Genomic DNA, 19,487 nt, shown 5'->3' with positions numbered 1-19,487 from the left:
TCGGACCGTCATCGTTTGAAGAAGTCTGCACCATTCGAATACCTGGCTTCTTCTCCCTTACCATCAACGGAGAAAAAACGATGACCACACCAACCAGCCTGCTTAACGATAAGTTTGTCGATATGGCGTTTATCACCCAGCTCACCGGATTAACGGACAAATGGTTCTACAAGCTTATTCAGCGCGGTGAATTCCCTAAACCCATTAAGCTGGGCAGAAGCTCCCGCTGGCTTGAAAGCGAAGTGGAAGCCTGGCTACAGCAACGCATTGCAAAGTCCCGCCAGTGAGTGATTAAACACAATCACATCTCCCACCTGATTTAACTCCAGAGACCAATGACCCACAGTGTAGCCCTCCCCGGGACGGTTTAGCCCTGCGCGTCATCCAGCAAAGGACCAATACTATGTACGCAAAATCGTTTATTGCTCTCGATGGTAATCGACGCCTCACGGGAGCGATCATTGCCCAGATTTATCCTTACGATCACTACTTCTGTCACCTCTGCGGCAGCGCTCTGATATTCCACCCGGAATAGGACATTGCAAAAATCTGCAAACGGAGAATGTGGTGTGGAAAAGGCCTTCCGACAGGCGTTACGACAAAGGAAAGCCAGCGTGCCGCTGATCCATCATTCCGACAGAGGACAACAATACGGTTCAGCGCTTTACCAGTCGGTACATGAGAGCATCGGTACGTATGCATCCCCGGCAGTCAAGTAATGAGGGTAAAGTTGTCAAAAAGTGGGCTTTGGGGGGATGTGGAATTATTATGCGCCCGGAATGGGAGTTATCCCCCCCAGCTCAATTCCGGAGCTTTGATAAGGATTTTAGCGGGTTATCAATTACACAATGCAGATAATGTTGCACTGAGCACTGAGGGAGTTGGAAATAGTCCCCCCGGAGCAGAACAATTTATTCAATTGCTAAAGACATCTTTAGCTTTATGCCCCTGAAAGGGGCTCAAGGGGACTTAGTTCTCTGTCAGTTCCTCGCTCAAAGCTGCCTGTGAATTTTTCATTGCTTAAAAAATAGACTTGACGTGGGACAATTCCCGCTTTCCAGGCGGATCACAAAGATAATGCCCGCGACGCCATGTTTCATGTCTGTGAAAACAGCAAATTTGACAGCGCTCAGAGCGGGCTTACCGCTCAGGAATAGGACGGAAAGCAACGCGTGGAGAAACTTTCTCCCTTTGTTTCAAATGCGAGGTCGATGAGGAATACATTGCAACTGTCAGCCGCTATACATGGATGGCGCTCGCCGGGCATGTCATGCAGTCGGGCATCAAAGCCGATATGGTTCCTTTGCTTTACGGCGCTCAGGGTGCCCGCAGGTCTACTGGCGTGCACCTTATCTCTCCTGTCAGAGAGCCATACGGCTGTTTTAATCTTAACGACAAGAATGTGCGGCCAATGGTGGTGCGGTGGATTCCTGTCTGCTTGAGGATGATGTCATGTTGGCATCACGACCACCTTTTGACAGTGCAGCTATCATTATACCGACATAGCTATTGACGAGAAATACAAAATGTATTAATTTAATTTGGCTACATTTTGTAGCGCATTTTATCAAGAGGTAAACCATGTCTGTCAGGAAAGAATTACTAAAAAATAGTCTTTTTAATCAGGTTGATGATAGTGTTTCCGCACCTATATCGATCCGCCTTCCGACCGTCTTAAACAATGAATTAGACGAACTGTCTTTGAGCCTTGATCGCTCCAGGAGCTCGCTGATCAGCGAGTTCATAAAGGCGGGAATAGCTGACGCTAATGAATTGTTAAAAGAGAGCTCTCTGATCAGCGATGAGTTGAAAGAGCAACTGGTTGATCAGCGTGAGGATAACGCTGCTAGTTTCATGGATAGAAAAGCCTTCATGTTAAATACGAACTACAATAACGATGAAGAAACTCATTTCGATATGCTGAAAAATCAAGAGGCCGCAGCCTTTTGCAAAGGCTGGAAGGAATATATCTGCCAGCTTTCTAAAGGAGATAAGGTTTATTTGTATCAGAGCGGCGTTGGCATCATTGCTTCTGGGGTTGTGGATGGTGAGCTGGTGAAAAGTGAGCATTACGGCGTAGCTGATGATAAATATGCTAAGCCGCTCAAAGATTTTAAAACCGGCTTCAGGGCTATCTCTGCGCGTCGTTTTAAAGAGTTAACCGGAGGCGGGGCTAATTTCCGTAGAACGATGATTGAGCTCACTTCGATGCAGTCTCATGCTATTGCTCAAGAGATTGAAAGGCTTACCTCTAAATCCTGATGCTCCTCAGATAGTAAAGCGGTCCACAGGTTTTTTTTGACGATAGGCCTGCGGTTCCTTAAAAGGTTCCTTGTGAGGAACATTATAAACTTGAAAAGGTTCCTATTGGTGGTATTATCTTACCAACCACCACATGAGGATCTAATGATGTCTAATATTTTTGATTTTGAAGCTGATGAACAGCTTCCGACTGGAGCTAACGTTGCAGTTAAATTTTCTCTACCTGAAGGGCTTGTACGTAATTTGAGCCTTTATGCTCAATCTACTTCGCGTTCGAAGACTGAAATTGTTCGTGAAGCAATTGAGAACAGACTTCGTAATGATCCTTCCTGGTGTGCTGGTCTTTTCTTTTTTGAAAAAAATGAAGAGAAAAAAGATGAAGAAAGTGTATTGGAAATGCTGCATAAAGCGCCTAAAGGCACTTTATTGAAGGTTGTTGGTTTGAATAAAGACGCTCCCGATAGTGCTAATGTCTTAATTTGTAACTTCGTTAGGGCTCGTGGGCGTCAGATTTCTTTTGATATTCCTGTAAACTTTCGCCCTACCCCTTTGAATGACTCTCGCTTCACTGATCTTTCTTCTGTGAAATTAGTTGGGGGACAAATGGTGCTGCCGCAATCCGATCAAAATATGGGACCTTTTGGTCTTACTCAGCGTTGGATTTATACAATTGATGTTAAATACATTTGGGATATAGATTGTACCCATCCTGCCTTTTTATATTGAAAATCAAAATGATAAAGGGCCTTTAAGGCCCTTTATCAAATAGGATACGAAGGGGCAAGTTGTTATTCCAGTCACTAAAACAGGGGGCAGACTGGCAGGGGCAGCTCCCTCCCCTCTATAGTTCTGAGGCTTACCTGATTAATGCCGCACCCGTTCATCGCTACGCTGCCAGGTTTCCTGTGCTGGTAGATCTGCCCGTACTCAATGCTGAGTCCGGTGAAGATTTTCACCGTGTGACGCTGTGATGCAATAATCTTAGTGTTGATTCCATTGGGTTTGTTCTGGCAAGGGCGCGGTAACGGTGGACACCTGATCCGCGCCGTCTTTGGCCCTGACTGTTGACGCCGCTGGAGCCAAATTCTTTTTACTGCTCTCTCGTGCCAACAACACCGGCTAATGACCGATTTGGGGTCTTATATCAGTGTTGCTGACACATACTCCAACTAAATATTATTTAGTTGCCGGACACTGCCAACAGTTCTGCCCTCCAGGGGACGGCTTACTCCTGTGCATCGTCCGGCAAAGGACCATTACTATGACGATTCACAATATGCAATTTCGCATCATTCGTACCGCCCTGAACCACGTGGGCAAAGTCATTCATACCAGAGATTTAACACCTCGGTCACGCAGCGCTTATCTGATGACATCACTCGCCAGTTGAACTCCAGCGAAGGCTTTTTAAGTGGCTTAGGTTAAGGGGGGCTTCGTTCTCCGGGGTGAGCCTTTAAGGGAGTATAGAAAATTAGTCCGGCGACGCTCAAAACGACTATTTTTGCCGCACGCGATACGATTGGCAAACTCACTTGATATGTCTATAAATTTAAGCCCAGGCAGGCTACCAGACTCGCCGGAGGCATTGCCAAATGGGCAGGCCCGGTGGGCGCGGCATTTACGATTGGCTCCGATCTATGGGATGCCTATAAAGCACATGAGCGGGAACTGGAAGAGGTGAAATCCTTACTGGCGAAAATCATTAAGGAGCCGTTTAAAGATATCTATGACGTGCTTGATCCAGATGAAAAATGTTCGTTTTTTTTTGCGTCACAGATCCAAAACCTGGAACAGGTGGTCACTGAGCTGACCGAGAAAAGCTAGGCTATACACGATAACCAGCAAAAACTGACGCTTATTAAGTCGCAACTTGCGCAATTAGCTCTGCTCGCACCAGAAACTACCTCAGTCTGATATGAAGACCGCTTTGCCTGCATGGAAATCGATGACGGTAGAGCGGTAAACACGCTGAGTTACTGTTGGTAACATAAGAGACACTGGTAACCAAACGGAGACGGACGTTAACGATGTCTGCAGGCGTAAAGTACGAGTTTCACCATTTTGGTATCCCGCTGCTGGACGGGGATACCTCAGGCAAGTTCAGTGCCAGTGCCGGGATGTATACCAAAGGTCATTCTGGAAAATTCCAGGTGCAGTGGTATCGTTTTAGTGGTGATTCGCCTTTGCATCCGTTGTTGAAAACCGTTACGCATGTGGCGTTTAAGGTTAGTAGCCTTGCTTAAGCTATTATAGGTAAGATGGTAATCTTGGGGCCCTATGAACCCGTCGATGATTACCTGGTCGCCATAATTGATGACTACGGTGTACCGATTGAAACCGCGCTCAGCGATGAAGAACTGTGGGCTTGTGCAGCATCCGGTCAGGGGCGTCTGTACCGGAAGCCAGAAATGCACGGGAATGAAAATAGCGATGGATGACGGATACCGCTATACAGTGGCCAGACAATCACCCATCGCCTCTGGAGGCATACTGTTTGTCCAGGGGGAGCACGATGATGCAGTGTGCCTCTCCGGGTTATTGTTGCCAGCCAACAGTCAGACAGGCGCTTCGGTAAGAGTCGGGTTGGCCTTCTTCACTGGATCATGTCACGTATCCTGCGCATCCAGCCGATGACTTCACCTTCCGGATCTCGTTCATGGATACGGGCAGCAGTCATCAAAGGGAACGCCCGCTCTGCCAGGCGGGCTTTGGCGGCGTTGTCTTTCATCACGCCGTCAAAGCGCTGAGCCAGAGAATAGGCTTCTGCAAACACCCTGGGCGTTGCTTTACCACCCACGGGATGGTCGGTAACGGTGATCATCACCCCAAAGGCTTCGTGAATGGCATCGGGATGGAGATAACTTTCGACTTCATGTTTCAGCGTCTGTGCTGCCCAGCATCCGTTACCCCGGGAGTTGACGGCATCCACCGCTTCAGCATAGGCAGGCACATCACGGTCGTAGATATGAATTTCCCTGCGGTTCAGGGCCCGAAGATAGTTTTCATTCACCCAGTGCTTAAGCGTTCCACCGCCCAGTACAATAAACGCCACACGTTCATCACTCTCCAGGTCAGGAAGGGTGTTGTCTTCTGTATGCAGCGCTTTACTGAGTGCTTTAAAGGCGGCGACATCGGTCGGTCCTTCCACGCAGAACAGCAGTCTGACCCGGTTGTCTGGTGTGACGCCCAGCGTATCGGTAACGGTGCCAAAAACATCAGCACCGGCCTGGATGGTCGGCTGCCCGGTAGCGGCATCACGGGATACAAAGCGGATGCTGTCCCCTGGTAGCTCCGCAGCAAAGCCCGGACTGTGCGTGGTGAGGATAACCTGACAGCCCGCTTCCAGAGACAGGGATTTAAACGACTCAATCAGGATCCGCTGGTAATTGGGATGCTGTGAGGTTTCGGGCTCTTCAATGGCGTAGATGATACTGCGACGATTGCTGGATTTCAGACGCCGTTCCGCTTCGGCCTTAAAAAAGCTCACCAGCACCAGACGACGGACGCCACTGCCACGTTTATTCAGCGGGATCCCTCCGTCAGTGTTGAGACCAACGGAGAACAGCCCTTGCCATTTTGCCGGTGTGGGAGGGGTAAATTCAGGGGTAAGTTCGCTTGCCAGACCTGGTTCAATGGTCTTCAGCGCTTCATGTGTGTTTCGGGCAATCTCTTCAGCCTTTTGCTGGACCCTCAACTGGATCCTGGCAATATCGTCCTGAACTTCCGCCAGTGCAGCCGTTATAGCGGCCTTCATCGGGCTTTGTACTTCATCGTCGGAATCCCGGCTGCTTCTGTCGCTCTGGAAGAGTGCAAACATGGGCAACCAGCTCTCAATTTGGTCCCAGATGCGTTTTGTGTCTTCTTTGGCTTTGCTGACGGGAAGTAGTGTTTCCGTTAGTTGCAGATCAGCTGAGGCTGCCCATATGGCTTTTCGCATCCCGGGATTCCCCTTAAGCGAAACATCGAGTCCCAGTTCCTTCACCCTAGCCTGAAGTTCTTTTTCCTTAAGTTCCAGGAGATTCTGAAAACCGGCAGCAGCAGGGTGGTTTGCAATGACAAAAATCTCGGCTGTCGGTTTTTTGTTACTGCAGTTAAAGATCTTACGGATTTTCAGTGAGCCGGTTCCCGTCAGCAGAAACTCTTCCTGAAGCGTGGTTTCCGCGCCAGAATCGAGTGTGAGGGAACGGGGGAGATCGATAAATTCGCAGGTGATCTCCACATTGTCCTGTCCACTGTGAATACAGGCATCGCCTTTTTCGATCGATACCACGCTGTTGTTAAAGAAGATCTCCAGCGCTTCAAGGATCGTCGATTTGCCAATGTCGTTGCGTCCGACAAAGGTTGTCATGTCATCAAACTCAACGCTTACTTCTTGTGAATAACAGCGAAAATTTTTAACTGCCACACTTTTCAGTCGCATGTCTCTTCCCTTTTGCTGAAACAGCTCAGTTGATCTGCCCGCTATTCTACCGGGAAGGTGAACATTTTTATTGACGGCGGTTTGATTTATCGCCTGATTTAAGCGAACAACACCGTGACGGGGGATGATACTATCATGTGGTACACGGCAATCTGGTCCGGTATTTCGATGGCTGGCTTCACGAAGATCCCGGTGTCATGGCTGACGCGCGGCAATAACACTGAGCTTGAACAAGCGCTGGGACGGGCCGCTTATCTTGCCAAACGCGAAACCAAAGCGACCGGTGACTGTGAGCGTAACTTCGGCAGCAGCCGGAGCTGAGCGTCCTCCCATGCTTAATTCAGCAGGCCTGATTAAACGGGGCCGGTAATTTTTAACAGGCAATCCCTGTCCTCTGAGGCGAACCGGCATGTCCATGATTCAACGACACCAGATGTCTCCCGACAACCATTCCTCAGAAGGAGATAACGACCATGTCCACACTAAACACAAACAACACCGCACTGCTTTGCGCAGAAGGCCTGCTCATTAATATGACGTTTATCACCACCTGTACCGCAACGAGCGTTACTGCCTGACCTGCGGGCCGGTGAATACAGCCGTGAAAGTGCTGACGTGACTGGCAGTACACTGGGGGTGAGCGCATGCGCATACTGAAGTGTTATCTCGCGAACGATGCTTCAGGCAGCTTCGTCACGGCGGATGATGCCGCGAGGGCGCCGGGCAGCTGTGCATCCTGTGGCTGTGTGCTGTACCTGCTGACGGGCTTTGGTGAGAAACCTTGGTTTGAGCACGACCAGCAGACTGTCGCTGAACATGTGCTGATGAACTGTGCGCATCTGGACCCGAAGGTGAAGGCCGAAGCCGGCACAACAAACTGCACAGTATTATCCGTGGGCTGGATGCGCCGGTTATGTCGCTTGCCTGGTACTGCGCGTGGTATAGCAATCATTATCAGGGCATGAAGTATTGCGCCCGCTACCTGACCGGCATTTACAGCATCGAAGAAGCTGACTGCCGGATGCATTACCGCTGCTACACGCTCCCCGGATAACCCCTGTTATGACTTTTTACTTCTGACAAACCGTCCAGCCGGCCTCCTGCCGTATTCAACGAAAAGAGATATCCCATGAATAACTATCACACCGATGCAGTAGCCGGTAGCGCTGCGGATCCAGCAAATATACGCGCATTTCTGCAACAGGCTATTGATCATTACCCCCGACTGGCAGCATTCAGCTTTACGCTGGCGTTGCCGTACCGTGAAACTCAGGCCGATTACCGCTTGCTGACCCTGAGATTTCACACTGAGGTCTGGCAGCGAATGGGCGAATATTCGTGGCAACGCCGGCAGTCGTGTCAGAGTTCACCGCCGACACTGTTACGCTGGATATGGGAGGCGGCCAGCGCACCAGAATGCAAAATGGTGCTGTTGCTCAACCTTGATACGCTGGGGAGAGTCCACGATGAAAGTGTTCAGCAGGGGATTAGCGAGATACTCATTGATGCATGGATAACAGTAACTGGCGCAAATCGTAAAGACGTAACGAATATAACGCCAGTCATCCTGAACCGTGTTGCCCGGGGAGTCTTCACAACGCCTTTTAACCAGCTTATCGCGCAGATTAAGGCAATGACGGTACCCGTCACTCTCGCCCGGACTGGCGTTATTTGCCCCTGAACGTGCAGTCTGACGATGAGGAAAGATGTCACAGCCCGGCGCTGATGTTATCTCTCCGGCCTTCAGCCCTTTTCCGCGCTACGTGCTGCCGATATAATCTCCGTCATGAATAAAACGAATCTCACTGTATTACCTCCCGAAGAATCACTGGCTGACCTTGCGCATTTTGCCTGGTGTGCGCTGGTGGGATTACGGCTGGCTCAGCAGGACGGCCAGGCACGTTCACCGCTGACCATTCACACTTTTCTGGTCCGCTGGCTGGCGGATGTACAGAAACAACGTCGGTTTCCGCGCTCTGTTGCGCCCGACATCGACAGCCTGTTGCGTCTGGGGATGATGAAAGGTCCAGCAGCTACTCTGTTGCAGCGGCTGGAATACCTCTTTGACGCCTGCAGCAACCCGGTTACCACTGAGACAGTGGATAACGGACGTCAAAGCATACCGGATATGTGCTGGGCAGTCTGCGTATCAGAGAAAGCGTAAGCAAAATTGATGGGAAAATTGGTAAGCGGCTTGGCCATGAAAAACAATGGTCTCTACAACACGACCTCAGGCGAACGCTTTCAACCCATCTGAGTGATTTGGGCGTTGAGTTTCATGTCGTGGAGCAGCTGTTAGGCCATGCATTACCTGGTGTGGCGGGTATTTATAACCGAAGTAAATTTATGGCGAAGAAACTGGACGATTTGGAGCTCTGGACAACATATCTCAATAGCATCTCAAGTGCTGAGTCAAAAGTGATGAGCCTCAAACAAAAGGCAGGCTAACATGAAAAAAATGGAAGTTGTTGATAAAAAAGGGAGTGTGGCGCCAATGTAGTGTTGGTGTACTCTTTTGGCTTTTGAATGCAACTATGTCAAAGATTGATGTGGTGTCCTCGTTGTTCTGAAATAAAGATGGTAATTCGAAACGGTCATTCCAGCTCAGTTACTGCTACAATGGCACTAAACCCGAACCCCATCAGACCATTGAAGATAAGCCTCAATGCTGTTCTTCGTCATTTAAAAAACTGACCCCACATTAGGTAGCACAAAACGTTAAACCCGGCGCTGAAGTTGTTATCTGCTGTGAAGTCGATGAACAGAGGTCTTACGTACAGAATAAAGGTCATCCACGCTGGCTATTCTACGCTTATGACCGCATCGGAAAGTGTGTCCTCGCCCATGTATTTGGTACACGTAATGCTCTGACTTTACGGCGGCTTCTGGTTTTACTGAGCCGGTTTAACATCGTTTCCTACATGACTGACGCCTGGCCTGTGTACCGGGCTTTACTGGCTTCTACCAGCCATGTCGTCGTCAAAAAATACACCCAGCGAATAGAACGGCATAATCTCAATTTGCGAACCCATCTTAAACGACTGGCCCGCAGGACTATTTGTTTCTCAAAGTTAGAAGAAATGCACGATAAGATCATCGGGTGGTATCTGACGATCAATCATTACCACTGAGTCTGCGTCACGACCCTGGTTGTAATTTATCCGGTTGTTGAACTAGTACGCAATGAAAAAAAATCGGCTGACCGGCGTTAAGCTATTTTTTCAGCGAGACGTTGATACCCGCATTTGGCGCAAGCCGCGTCATGTCATACACTCCGAGCGCAGTGATAATCGCGATGACGACAAATCCCAGGCGAAACCCCATTCCAGGAACGGTGGCGTAACCAAGATCCTCACTGAGGATGCTGCCCATGCGAATACTTAGCGCGCCCATTGTCACTCCCAGTCCGCTGGCGAGCTGAAGTGAAGTACTGAACAGCGTATTGGCTGAACTCATCTCCTGGGACGGAACTTCAGCGAAGGCCAGCGAACTGATACCAGTGAACTGCATGGAACGGCTTAATCCGCCGAGGAACAGCAGCACCAGCGTTACCAGATGCGGCGAGTCAGGCGTTAGCAGTGCACAAAGCAACAGCGTCAATACGCAAGCGACACCGTTACCGATAAGCAGCTTACGGAAGCCAAAATAGCGAATTAGCGGTGTTGTCGCGGGTTTCATCGCCAGGTTGCCTGCAAAAACGGCCAGCACCATTGAGCCTGCTTCAAACGCGTTCATTCCGAAGCCAACCTGAAACATCAGGGGCAGCATAAAGGGGGCTGAGCTAATCGTCGCACGAAGGATAAATCCTCCGCGCATGCTAATACGAAATGAGGGAACCGAGAGCGATGACAGGCCAATCAGTGGCGTTTTACAGGTCAAAAGATGACGAATACTCCAGAACAGGGTGGCGAGTCCAATTGTAATGGTTACTGCAACTTCGAACAGGCTAACATTTTGCTGGCTGAACATTTCCAGCCCGGCAACCAGGCTCAGCATCGTTATGCCAGTGGCGACAAACCCTGTGAAATCAAATGGTCTGCGATCTTTAGCCGATTGGTTTGGCATCATCCGCAATGCTAATACAATAGCAATCAGCCCCAGAGGGACGTTGAGAAAGAAGATCCAGTGCCAGCTGGCGTAGGTAGTAATGAATCCACCCAGCGGCGGCCCAATGATGGGGGCTACCAACGCTGGCCAGGTTAGCGTGGCAATGGCCTTGATAAGTTGATCTTTAGGAGTGGTGCGCAGAACGACCAGGCGTCCTACAGGAACCATCATCGCGCCGCCGGTTCCCTGAAGGATACGCATCAGAACGAACTCAGTTACGTTATGGGTCAGACCGCATAACAGGGATGAAAGTGTAAAAATGCACAGCGCCAGAGTAAAGACGTTTCGTGCGCCGAAACGCTCCGCAACCCAACCGTTGGCCGGGATCAGCACTGCCAGAGTTAATAGATAGGCACTGATGCCAATATTAAGGTCTATCGCCGTGACACCAAACGCCTTTGCCATATCCGGAAGAGCAGTAGCAATCACCGTTCCATCAAGAAACTCCATAAAAAATGCGCTGGCAACCAACAGCGCCAGCCCTGAAATCTGCCCAGAGTCAGGGCGTTCCTGCCGGAGTGCTTTGTCCTGGGGGGAATCTGTTAAAGCCATATACCGTCCTCACCGATTTGCCACGGTGCCGTAGTGGTGTGATAAGTTCGAAAGATGTTATACCAAACAAACAAGCTGGCTGAGAACTAATTTTTAATATATGTTACATAAATATTGATTTTTGATAATAGAAGTACTCGTATCTTACAGATACCATTCCGTTAATGTAACGATGGGAAATTATATAGATATTAAAAACAAGATCGTAACAATTCAATACGGACCTCAATGACTTGCAATCAACCTCTTTAACTTTAGTGCAGTATTATTTTTTTACAATACCAATGTCTGCCTTATTAATATTTTTCTATTTTTTCAGGGTGAAGGTTTAAAATGTCGAGAAAAAATACAATTTTGTTAGCACTAGTCTCTCAATCAGTTGAGGGAGTGTTGAATTTATATACCATTAAAAATGGTGAAATATATTATCATCGGAGGATAAATGCAGGTGATAAAGTGATGCCTCTGGCACTATCTGCTGATGGAAATGCTCTTTTTGCTCATACTCGTGGGCTAAAAAAAGAGATTCTTTACTATCCACGTAAATGGTTAATAGTAGAAAATGAGCCCCTCGTGAGAACAGTAGTTGAGGATAACTTTGTTTTTCTTGCTGTGTCGCCGTTTTCTCGTTTTTTATACGCTGTGTCATATGAAGCCCATCGCTTAGTTGTCTTTGATCTGGATGCGTTGAAGCGCGGAGAACCCCTGGTGGTAACAACGGTGGAAAATATTCCTCATGCTCACTCTGTGGCTGTTTCATCGGATGAACGTTTTGTATATATCTCGTCATTATCAGCTGGTTTTGTCGCCACATTGCAATGGCAATGCCAGTCGCTGGTTGTTGTTGGACGTCAACTTATTGCGGCAGATTTTGGCCCTCGCCATCTTAGACTTCATACGCCTTCTGCGAGGCTATATGCTATTAGTGAATTTAAGGGACAAATTGCAACGATGTGTGTGAATCCGCAAACGGGCCAGCTTGCTCTTGAAGAGATATCTTCTCGACCGGTGGCGCTTGCGGGTTTACAGGATGGTTTCCCTCGTCCTACTGCAACTGACACTGTCCAGCCTTCTGCTGCTTTGTTGGCAGGGAGGTGCTGGGGGTCTGAGATTCAGATTACTCCTGATGAACGCACCATACTTATTGCCGAACGAACTTCCAGCCGCATTTTACTCTGGCAGCGCAATGCCTCAGGATGCCTTATCTGTCGCTCATGGATTGAAACTGAAACTCAACCGCGCAGTATACAGCTTAGCCCTTGTGGGAATTATCTGATGAGTTGTGGTGAGAAATCGTCAATGGTTGCGCTTTATAAAATTGATCATTTAAATGGCAAACTTGTATTAGTTGATCGTGCGCCCGGAGGCAATGGAGCAAACTGTATTGAAATTATTACGTTGCAAAGAGGTGAGAAAATGTTGTGAGCATACGAAACGGTATAAAACCACTTCCCAGGATTTAATGTTATCAGAGATGTATATTGCTGGAATGTAAATAGCATCACGGTAGATAATGCTGGAGAAGTACTCTATCGGTTGGTAGGGTTATGCAAGAAGCAGTTCCGCTGGCGTCTGCCAGAAGGTAATTCTTATCTGAGGACACCCGTTGGCATTGTCTCCACACCACTTGACGACACGCTGGCAGATACGACAGTTCGTCTTCTGAAGGTATTATTTTCACCACTTGAAGCGCGGGTTCTGGGCCCGGGGATTGTGCGGGAGCTGATTTTTCGTGTGCTGCTGGGTGAACAGGGCGGAGCCATTCGTGCTGCGCTGGCCTGTCATGGCAACTTTGGACGTATTGCACGTACGTTACGGCGTATCCACCTCGATTACGCCCGTCCACTGGATGTGGCTTCACTTGCGCACGAAGCTGGCCTGAGCGTTCCGGCTTTTCATGCGCATTTCAAAGCCGTGGCGGCGACTTCTCCCATTCAGTACATCAAGTCAGTGCGTCTTCATCAGGCGCGACTGATGATGATACGGGATAACGTTACTGCAGCAGGGGCAGCAGCGCGGGTCGGCTACGAAAGTGCGTCGCAGTTCAATCGGGAGTTCAAAAGACTGTTTGGTCGCAGCCCCGGAGAGGAGACACGTAAAATGCGCACAGCATTCGCACTGATGGAACCTGCGCAACTCGAAGCAGCGACGTCGACACACTAATCTGCAACTGTCGATATTCATGCGCAAATGTTCACTGTAAACCGGACTGAGACGCCAGGAAGCTAACAGTTCATGCTGATATGAAGGTTATCTGAATAACCTGTAGAATTTTCGTTCGTAACAAAAATGTCAGCTACACCTGCCGGCACATCAACACCGGCAGCCAGAACCAGTATGTACCTGTACCTCTGTGAACTGCGTGGAAGACGAACGTAAAACATCGCAAAACCTGGTGCGAAAGCGTAAAGCAGTCGTGCCATTTATATGCGCAGATTGACGGGCTAACCGTCCTGCTTTCATCACCAGGTTTTCAGGCCCGTTCGAGTTACAAACCCAGCTTGTCTTTCATTTCTTTTTCTTCAATCGCCTTGGCAATAGCGTTTCTCATCACTTTCAGAATGATCCCGCTGAACATGGCCGTTAAACCGATGGTAAAGAATGCCGTAACCGCAAGGTCAATTAACCAGAATCCTGAATGAACAAGAACGGGCCTGTAAATTGCAACACCGGCAAAAACCACCCAGTGACTGAAACAATAAAAACAACTGAACAGGTAACCTGCCATGGCATTTTTTTTGACCATCCATTCACGCAACGGGCGAAACATTTCCTGCTGTGTGACGGTGATTGAAATGCAACTGGACATCAGTGCAATGACGAGGCAGACCCATAACTGTTCTGACACATTATCGAATGACATAAAAAATACTCTCTGTATGGATTTCATGTAATAGTATAAGATACATGATATCGCACCGCTTATGCAACAACGAAAGTTTCATAAGAAGCTTCGCAGTAAACAGGATAAAAAATGAGAAAAGACCACCGGCTGTCCCGTGCATTACACGTGCTGATACATATGGATAAAATACGCGATCCCGTTACCTCGGAAGATATAGCATTGATGATCAATACGAATCCGGTCGTGGTCAGACGCCTTTTCCAGGGGCTCAAACAGGCGGGTATCATTCATTCTGAAAAAGGGCATGGAGGTGGCTGGACACTCCAGAAATCTCTCGGAGACATCACTCTCCTTCAGGTTTTCCACGCTATTGGCAGCACTGAACTTTTTTCAATAGGCTGGGCGACTGAGCATGACAAATGCCAGATAGAGGATGCAGTTAACAATGAAATAAGTGATACGCTTGAAGAGGCTAGGTGTCTGATTACGAACCGCTTTGCTGAACTTACCCTTGATAAGCTTGTGCCGGAAGTCCTTAAACATAAATAAATTCAACAGCCGGGCATCATATAGTGTCCGGCTGTTGAAAGGTCATGATAAATTTTTAGTCTGAAGCCTGTTCTGTTACCGGCCGTTCCTCAGGCGCGTCCGGTAAAGTGGCCGAGTGCAGTGGTTTCCCTGATATTTGTCGGGCTAACAGGTAGAACACGGGAGTCATAAACAAGCCAAAAAGGGTGACGCCAAGCATTCCAGAAAATACCGATATCCCGATAGACTGACGCATCTCAGCGCCAGCGCCATGCGATATCATCAGGGGGATTACACCCATGATGAAAGCCAGTGAGGTCATCAGAATAGGACGCAGCCTGAGACGGCATGCTTCCTTCACTGCGCTACAGGCAGACTTACCTGAAAGTTCAAGTTCACGGGCAAATTCAACGATAAGAATGGCATTTTTAGATGCCAGCCCGACCAGGACGATAAATCCAATTTGCGTAAAGATATTATTGTCCCCATGAGTGAGCCACACCCCGGTAAGTGCAGAAAGGATACTCATTGGAACAATCATAATCACAGCCAAAGGGAGCGTAAGGCTTTCATACTGGGCAGCCAGCACCAGGAATACAAGGAATACACAGAGTGGGAAAATCCAGACGGCACTGTTGCCTGCAAGAATTTGCTGGTAGGTCAGGTCTGTCCACTCATACTCTACGCCGGGTGGAAGTGTTTTCATCGCTATACGTTCAATCTCTTCCATCGCCTGACTTGAAGAATAGCCTGGAGCAGGCGCGCCACTAAGATCGACCGCTGTAAAACCGTTATAACGGGTAACCAGCTCAGGACCGTGTGTCGGCTCAATACGGGCTATGGCAGACAGCGGTACCATATTGCCATCGGCATTTCGGGTCTGTAGTTTCAGTATATCCTCCGGGGTCGCCCTGAACTCTGCGTCGGCCTGCATTCTTACCTGATATACACGACCTATTATATTGAAATCATTTATATAATATGAGCCAAGATAGGATTGTAATGTCTCGGTGATATCACTGATGTTCACCCCAAGTTGTTTGGCGCGATTACGGTCAATATCGACATTAATTTGTGGAAAATTATTCTGGTATGTTGAAAAAAGTGGCGTCAGCACAGGTGATTTAGCTGCTTCTGCCTGAAAGCGTCGAAGTACTTCGGCCATTCCGTCGTAACCGATATTTCCTCTGTCTTCAAGCTGCAATTTGAATCCCCCCAGGGAACCCAGACCCATAACGGGTGGTGCCGGGAAAACGGCCGCAAAATCTGCGCCAGGAAGTGACTGATATCTGGCATTCAGAGAGGCGGCAACATCATCTGCGCTGATGCCAGGCCGTTGCTCAAAAGGCTTGAGGAGGACAAATGTCAGACCGGAACCAGGGCTTGTGGTGGTGCCGTTTACAGACAATCCAGCATAAGAAGATGTGGAAGATACTCCTGGCTCACTTCGTGCTATTTCATTCATTTTTTCCAGTACCCGGTCTGTTCTGGACAATGATGCGCCAGCTGGAAGCTGCACAAAACTGATAAGGTATTCTTTATCCTGAGCAGGGATAAACCCCCCGGGTACAGACCTGCCCAGTAACAGCGTAATTGCCAGCAGAATGCCATAAATCACCATAATCAGAATCTTGCGCTGGCCAAGCGCGCCAACACCTTTTTCATATCGCCTGGCACTACTGTTGAACAGGCGGTTGAAAACAGTAAAGAACCGTCCACAACTACGATGCATAATGCGCGTAAGCCAGTCGCTGTCTGAATCACGTGACTTCAGCAGCATGGCAGAGAGAGCCGGTGAGAGCGTAAGGGAGTTAATAGCGGAGATAATCGTTGAAACTGCTATTGTCACTGCAAACTGCTGATAAAACCTCCCGGTCAGGCCACTCATAAAAGCCAGCGGAACAAATACGGCACTCAGCGTCAGCGCGATCGCAATAATGGGACTACTGACTTCCTGCATAGCCTTGCAGGCGGCATGATATGGCGTCATGCCTCTTTCTATGTTTCTTTCTACATTTTCAACAACAACAATGGCATCATCAACGACAATGCCAATAGCTAGGACGAGGCCAAAAAGGCTCAGGGCATTGATTGAAAACCCAAAAAGGTACAGAAATGCCATTGTGCCGGTTATCGAAACGGGAACAGCCAGCAGAGGAATGATTGATGCTCGCCAGGTCTGGAGGAAAAGAAAAACAACCAGTACCACGAGGAGTATGGCCTCAAAAAGAGTATGAAGCACAGCTTCTATACCCGCCCTGACTGATTTGGTTGGATTATAAACTATCTGGTAATCCAGTCCTTCAGGGAACTGTTTTTTCAGATCTTTCATTGTGCGACTTACTTGTGAGGCAATTTCCAGAGCATTTGCGCCCGGAGACTCCTGTATGGCCAGCGCTACCGCAGGCTTTTTATCCAGGTAAGTACGCATGGCATAATTTTCAGCGGCCAGTTCAATACGGGCGACATCCTTCAATAATGTCGTTCTGGTATCCTGTCGGGCATGGAGCACAATGTTGCCAAATTCTTCAGCCGTTTTAAGCCGACCGCTGGCATTAACTGACAACTGTAACGGTGTTTCTTCTGCCATAGGGGCTGCGCCAATGCTTCCCACTGGTGACTGGGCGTTTTGTTCACGGATAGCAGAGGCGACATCTGATGTCGTCAGTCCGCGAGCAGCCATAGCATCAGGATTAAGCCAGATTCGCATCGCGTAACCACCGGGGCCCCATACTGATACCTGGCCAACTCCCTCAATACGCGAGAGCTGGTCTTTGATGTTACGTATGGCGTAATTACTGATGTAATTATCGTTATATCTGCCATCAGGCGATATCATATGAACGGCAAGTGTGATATTCGGCGAGCTTTTATTCGTTGTGACACCCAGTCGCTGGACATCTTCAGGTAACCGGGGCAGAGCCTGCGACACCCGGTTCTGCACCCATTGCTGAGCCTGATCGGGATCTGTGCCCAGTTTGAAGGTCACTGTCAGATAGAGATTGCCATCCTCATTTGAAAGTGACTGCATATACAGCATATTCTCTACGCCGTTCACAGTTTCCTCTATTGGAGCTGCAACCGTCTGTGCAATCGTAGTGGCATTGGCTCCAGGATACTGGGCATGAACGATAACGGATGGGGGGACAACCGGTGGGTATTCCGATACCGGTAGACGAAATATGGCGATAATCCCTGCCAGAATGAACAACGCAGACAGTACTCCAGCAAAAACCGGCCTGTCGATAAAGAATTTTGATACTTTCATGATGACTTATTTCCTTCCCGGGATTTTGAAGAAGGGGATTCGTCTTTGCTGACAACGACTGTTTCACCGGGACTGACCAACTGCGCCCCACCGGAAATAACTCTGTCACCCTTATTGAGGCCTTTTTTCACAACAATCAGTTCCCCCTGTCTGTTTCCCAGTTCGAGGGGGCGATATTCAACTTTGTCATTGTTTCCGACTACCAGAACATAGCGTCTGTCCTGGTCGGTGCGGATCAGTGTCTGGTCAATCAATACTGCTGTATAAGATTTGCTTGCCTGGAGTCTGACCCGGGCCTGTAAACCGGGAAGCAACCTTGATGATGGATTATCAAGAAGTGCGCGCATCCTGATAGTGCCGGTTTCAGTACTGAGATGATTATCCACAGAATGAAGAATGGCTTTATGTGGATAATCTTTTTCATCGGCCAGTCCTACCAGCACTTCAGGTTTGTCTTTATTTGAAAGCTTGTCGATATAATTAAGATAGGTTCGTTCATCCGCATTAAAAGCGACATACAAGGGATCAAGAGCAACAATGGATGCAAGAACTGGACTGTCAATACCGGCTGCGACCAGATTACCGACTGTCAGTTCTGCTCTGGAAATACGGCCAGTTACCGGTGCGGTGATCCGGGTATAGCTTTCGCTGAGCCTGGCGCTCTCGACCTCAGCTTCGGCAATCTCCCTGGCTGCTTTCGATTCCCGGGCGGCATTGTTCAGAACGTCATAATCGCGCTGTGAGATAGCATGGGTCCCGATAAGTTTTTTACCCCGGGACAGATCCAGCAATGCCAGGTCCTGCTTCGCTTTTGCCTGCGCGTATGCTGCACGAGCCCGGGCCAGTTCAGTCTTATAAGGGGCTGGATCGATAATAAATAAAATATCGCCTTTCCTGACCAACTGACCATCCCTGAACTTAACATCCACAATCGAGCCTGTAACTTTTGAACGTACAGTGACCTCATCGGTGGCTTCCAGTTTTCCCGAGAATTCGACCCAGTCGTTTACCGTATGAACAACTGCGGACGTAGTTCGCACCGTTTTAAAGTTTGATGTCTCAAGTGCATACGCGCCGGGTATGACGCTCTGTTTTGAAAGGAACAGCCCGATGACAGCCAGTGTAACGGTTAAGCACAACATGCGACGTTTGAGCGATACAGTCATAAATCAGTCCAGAAATGATTTGATTATGAAATCGGACGTTAAGAAATTTATCGATGCTTAACGCCAAACTTTTTGTCTGAGTTGCTTTATTGATACGAGGGCGCAAAAGGATCTGGCTAGCTGGTATCAAAAAGCGAAATCATGTAACTTCATATGAGTCATGAAATAGGCTATCACAAGAAACAGGTAGAGTTACATGATATTTTTGCGTGAAGAGTTTTTCTCTAGAAAGGTTTTAAGCTCAAGGAAAGAAGAGATTGCTGTATTTAAGGAATTTCATGCAGTAATGTTGTGATGTGCTCGCCATAAAATGTGGACTGAACTGACCTAACTCCCGTA

17 protein-coding genes and 5 pseudogenes are annotated in these 19,487 nt (G+C 48.5%); 17 read left to right on the top strand and 5 right to left on the bottom strand.

Going from position 1 to position 19,487, the window contains the following annotated elements:
- Positions 1–80: 80 nt before the first annotated feature.
- From FDX04_RS19935 to FDX04_RS24540, 8 genes and pseudogenes are all read left to right on the top strand, one after another.
- The gene (locus FDX04_RS19935) at positions 81–287 is read left to right on the top strand and encodes an AlpA family transcriptional regulator (RefSeq protein WP_101739923.1); all 207 of its coding nucleotides are present in this window, start codon (positions 81–83) and stop codon (positions 285–287) included.
- A gap of 256 nt (positions 288–543) precedes the next feature.
- Positions 544–704, top strand: a pseudogene (locus FDX04_RS24715) (IS3 family transposase); the annotation flags it as partial.
- 449 nt (positions 705–1,153) lie between these two features.
- On the top strand, positions 1,154–1,513 hold the full coding sequence (locus FDX04_RS24710) for a virulence-associated E family protein (protein ID WP_219622034.1): 360 nt from the start codon (positions 1,154–1,156) through the stop codon (positions 1,511–1,513).
- Positions 1,514–1,581: 68 nt separating this feature from the next.
- Positions 1,582–2,262 carry a hypothetical protein gene (locus tag FDX04_RS19925; RefSeq protein WP_101739921.1) on the top strand — a complete coding sequence of 227 codons (681 nt, stop codon included), beginning with the start codon at positions 1,582–1,584 and terminating at the stop codon, positions 2,260–2,262.
- Between the two features lie 144 nt (positions 2,263–2,406).
- On the top strand, positions 2,407–2,988 hold the full coding sequence (locus FDX04_RS19920) for a hypothetical protein (RefSeq protein ID WP_131380063.1): 582 nt from the start codon (positions 2,407–2,409) through the stop codon (positions 2,986–2,988).
- Positions 2,989–3,810: 822 nt separating this feature from the next.
- Positions 3,811–4,086 (top strand): annotated as a pseudogene (locus FDX04_RS24550) (LeoA/HP0731 family dynamin-like GTPase); the annotation flags it as partial.
- A gap of 203 nt (positions 4,087–4,289) precedes the next feature.
- The gene (locus FDX04_RS24545) at positions 4,290–4,505 is read left to right on the top strand and encodes a hypothetical protein (protein WP_233597711.1); all 216 of its coding nucleotides are present in this window, start codon (positions 4,290–4,292) and stop codon (positions 4,503–4,505) included.
- 24 nt (positions 4,506–4,529) lie between these two features.
- Positions 4,530–4,700 (top strand): hypothetical protein, encoded by a 171-nt coding sequence (locus tag FDX04_RS24540; RefSeq protein ID WP_233597712.1) that lies wholly within the window; start codon positions 4,530–4,532, stop codon positions 4,698–4,700.
- Positions 4,701–4,855: 155 nt separating this feature from the next.
- On the opposite strand, the gene FDX04_RS19900 is transcribed toward FDX04_RS24540, so the two are convergent.
- Positions 4,856–6,682 (bottom strand): ATP-binding protein, encoded by a 1,827-nt coding sequence (locus tag FDX04_RS19900; RefSeq protein ID WP_101739918.1) that lies wholly within the window; start codon positions 6,680–6,682, stop codon positions 4,856–4,858.
- 135 nt (positions 6,683–6,817) lie between these two features.
- Between FDX04_RS19900 and FDX04_RS19895 the strand changes: the two genes are divergently transcribed.
- The 6 genes and pseudogenes from FDX04_RS19895 to FDX04_RS19870 form a co-directional block, all read left to right on the top strand.
- Positions 6,818–7,003: an inovirus-type Gp2 protein gene (locus tag FDX04_RS19895; RefSeq protein WP_119457986.1), complete on the top strand. Its 186-nt coding sequence runs from the start codon at positions 6,818–6,820 to the stop codon at positions 7,001–7,003.
- 323 nt (positions 7,004–7,326) lie between these two features.
- Positions 7,327–7,736, top strand: a pseudogene (locus tag FDX04_RS19890) (putative zinc ribbon protein).
- A gap of 75 nt (positions 7,737–7,811) precedes the next feature.
- Positions 7,812–8,363, top strand: a complete 552-nt coding sequence (locus tag FDX04_RS19885) for an inovirus-type Gp2 protein (protein WP_101739917.1) — start codon at positions 7,812–7,814, stop codon at positions 8,361–8,363.
- A gap of 105 nt (positions 8,364–8,468) precedes the next feature.
- Entirely contained in the window at positions 8,469–8,846 is a 378-nt protein-coding gene (locus tag FDX04_RS19880; RefSeq protein ID WP_101739916.1) for a DUF2913 family protein, read from the top strand.
- Complete coding sequence (locus tag FDX04_RS19875; RefSeq protein ID WP_247751653.1) at positions 8,813–9,130, top strand: tyrosine-type recombinase/integrase; 318 nt, start codon at positions 8,813–8,815, stop codon at positions 9,128–9,130. The genes FDX04_RS19880 and FDX04_RS19875 overlap by 34 nt, the downstream gene beginning before the upstream one ends.
- A gap of 195 nt (positions 9,131–9,325) precedes the next feature.
- Positions 9,326–9,813: pseudogene (locus FDX04_RS19870) on the top strand (IS1 family transposase); the annotation flags it as partial.
- An 82-nt stretch (positions 9,814–9,895) separates the two neighbouring features.
- Here FDX04_RS19870 and FDX04_RS19865 read toward each other — a convergent pair.
- Positions 9,896–11,341 (bottom strand): MFS transporter, encoded by a 1,446-nt coding sequence (locus tag FDX04_RS19865; RefSeq protein WP_101739915.1) that lies wholly within the window; start codon positions 11,339–11,341, stop codon positions 9,896–9,898.
- 333 nt (positions 11,342–11,674) lie between these two features.
- On the opposite strand from FDX04_RS19865, the gene FDX04_RS19860 reads away from it, so the two are divergent.
- The gene (locus FDX04_RS19860; protein ID WP_101739914.1) at positions 11,675–12,766 is read left to right on the top strand and encodes a beta-propeller fold lactonase family protein; all 1,092 of its coding nucleotides are present in this window, start codon (positions 11,675–11,677) and stop codon (positions 12,764–12,766) included.
- Between the two features lie 177 nt (positions 12,767–12,943).
- A pseudogene (locus FDX04_RS19855) lies at positions 12,944–13,504 on the top strand (helix-turn-helix domain-containing protein); the annotation flags it as partial.
- Between the two features lie 325 nt (positions 13,505–13,829).
- Here FDX04_RS19855 and FDX04_RS19850 read toward each other — a convergent pair.
- On the bottom strand, positions 13,830–14,204 hold the full coding sequence (locus FDX04_RS19850) for a hypothetical protein (protein ID WP_044173415.1): 375 nt from the start codon (positions 14,202–14,204) through the stop codon (positions 13,830–13,832).
- Between the two features lie 111 nt (positions 14,205–14,315).
- Here FDX04_RS19850 and FDX04_RS19845 point away from each other — a divergent pair, with 111 nt between their 5' ends.
- Positions 14,316–14,735 (top strand): Rrf2 family transcriptional regulator, encoded by a 420-nt coding sequence (locus FDX04_RS19845; protein WP_048330677.1) that lies wholly within the window; start codon positions 14,316–14,318, stop codon positions 14,733–14,735.
- A 55-nt stretch (positions 14,736–14,790) separates the two neighbouring features.
- Here the strand turns inward: FDX04_RS19845 and FDX04_RS19840 are convergent, their stop codons facing one another.
- On the bottom strand, positions 14,791–17,982 hold the full coding sequence (locus tag FDX04_RS19840; protein WP_101739913.1) for an efflux RND transporter permease subunit: 3,192 nt from the start codon (positions 17,980–17,982) through the stop codon (positions 14,791–14,793).
- Entirely contained in the window at positions 17,979–19,148 is a 1,170-nt protein-coding gene (locus FDX04_RS19835; protein WP_101739912.1) for an efflux RND transporter periplasmic adaptor subunit, read from the bottom strand. Before FDX04_RS19835 ends, FDX04_RS19840 begins: the two co-directional genes overlap by 4 nt.
- Between the last annotated feature and the right edge of the window lie 339 nt (positions 19,149–19,487).

The sequence above is a fragment of the Citrobacter sp. wls615 genome (assembly GCF_005281355.1).
Taxonomy (GTDB): domain Bacteria; phylum Pseudomonadota; class Gammaproteobacteria; order Enterobacterales; family Enterobacteriaceae; genus Citrobacter; species Citrobacter werkmanii.
The sequence above is the reverse complement of the archived record's forward strand: the minus strand, read 5'-3'. Positions and strand labels throughout refer to the sequence as shown.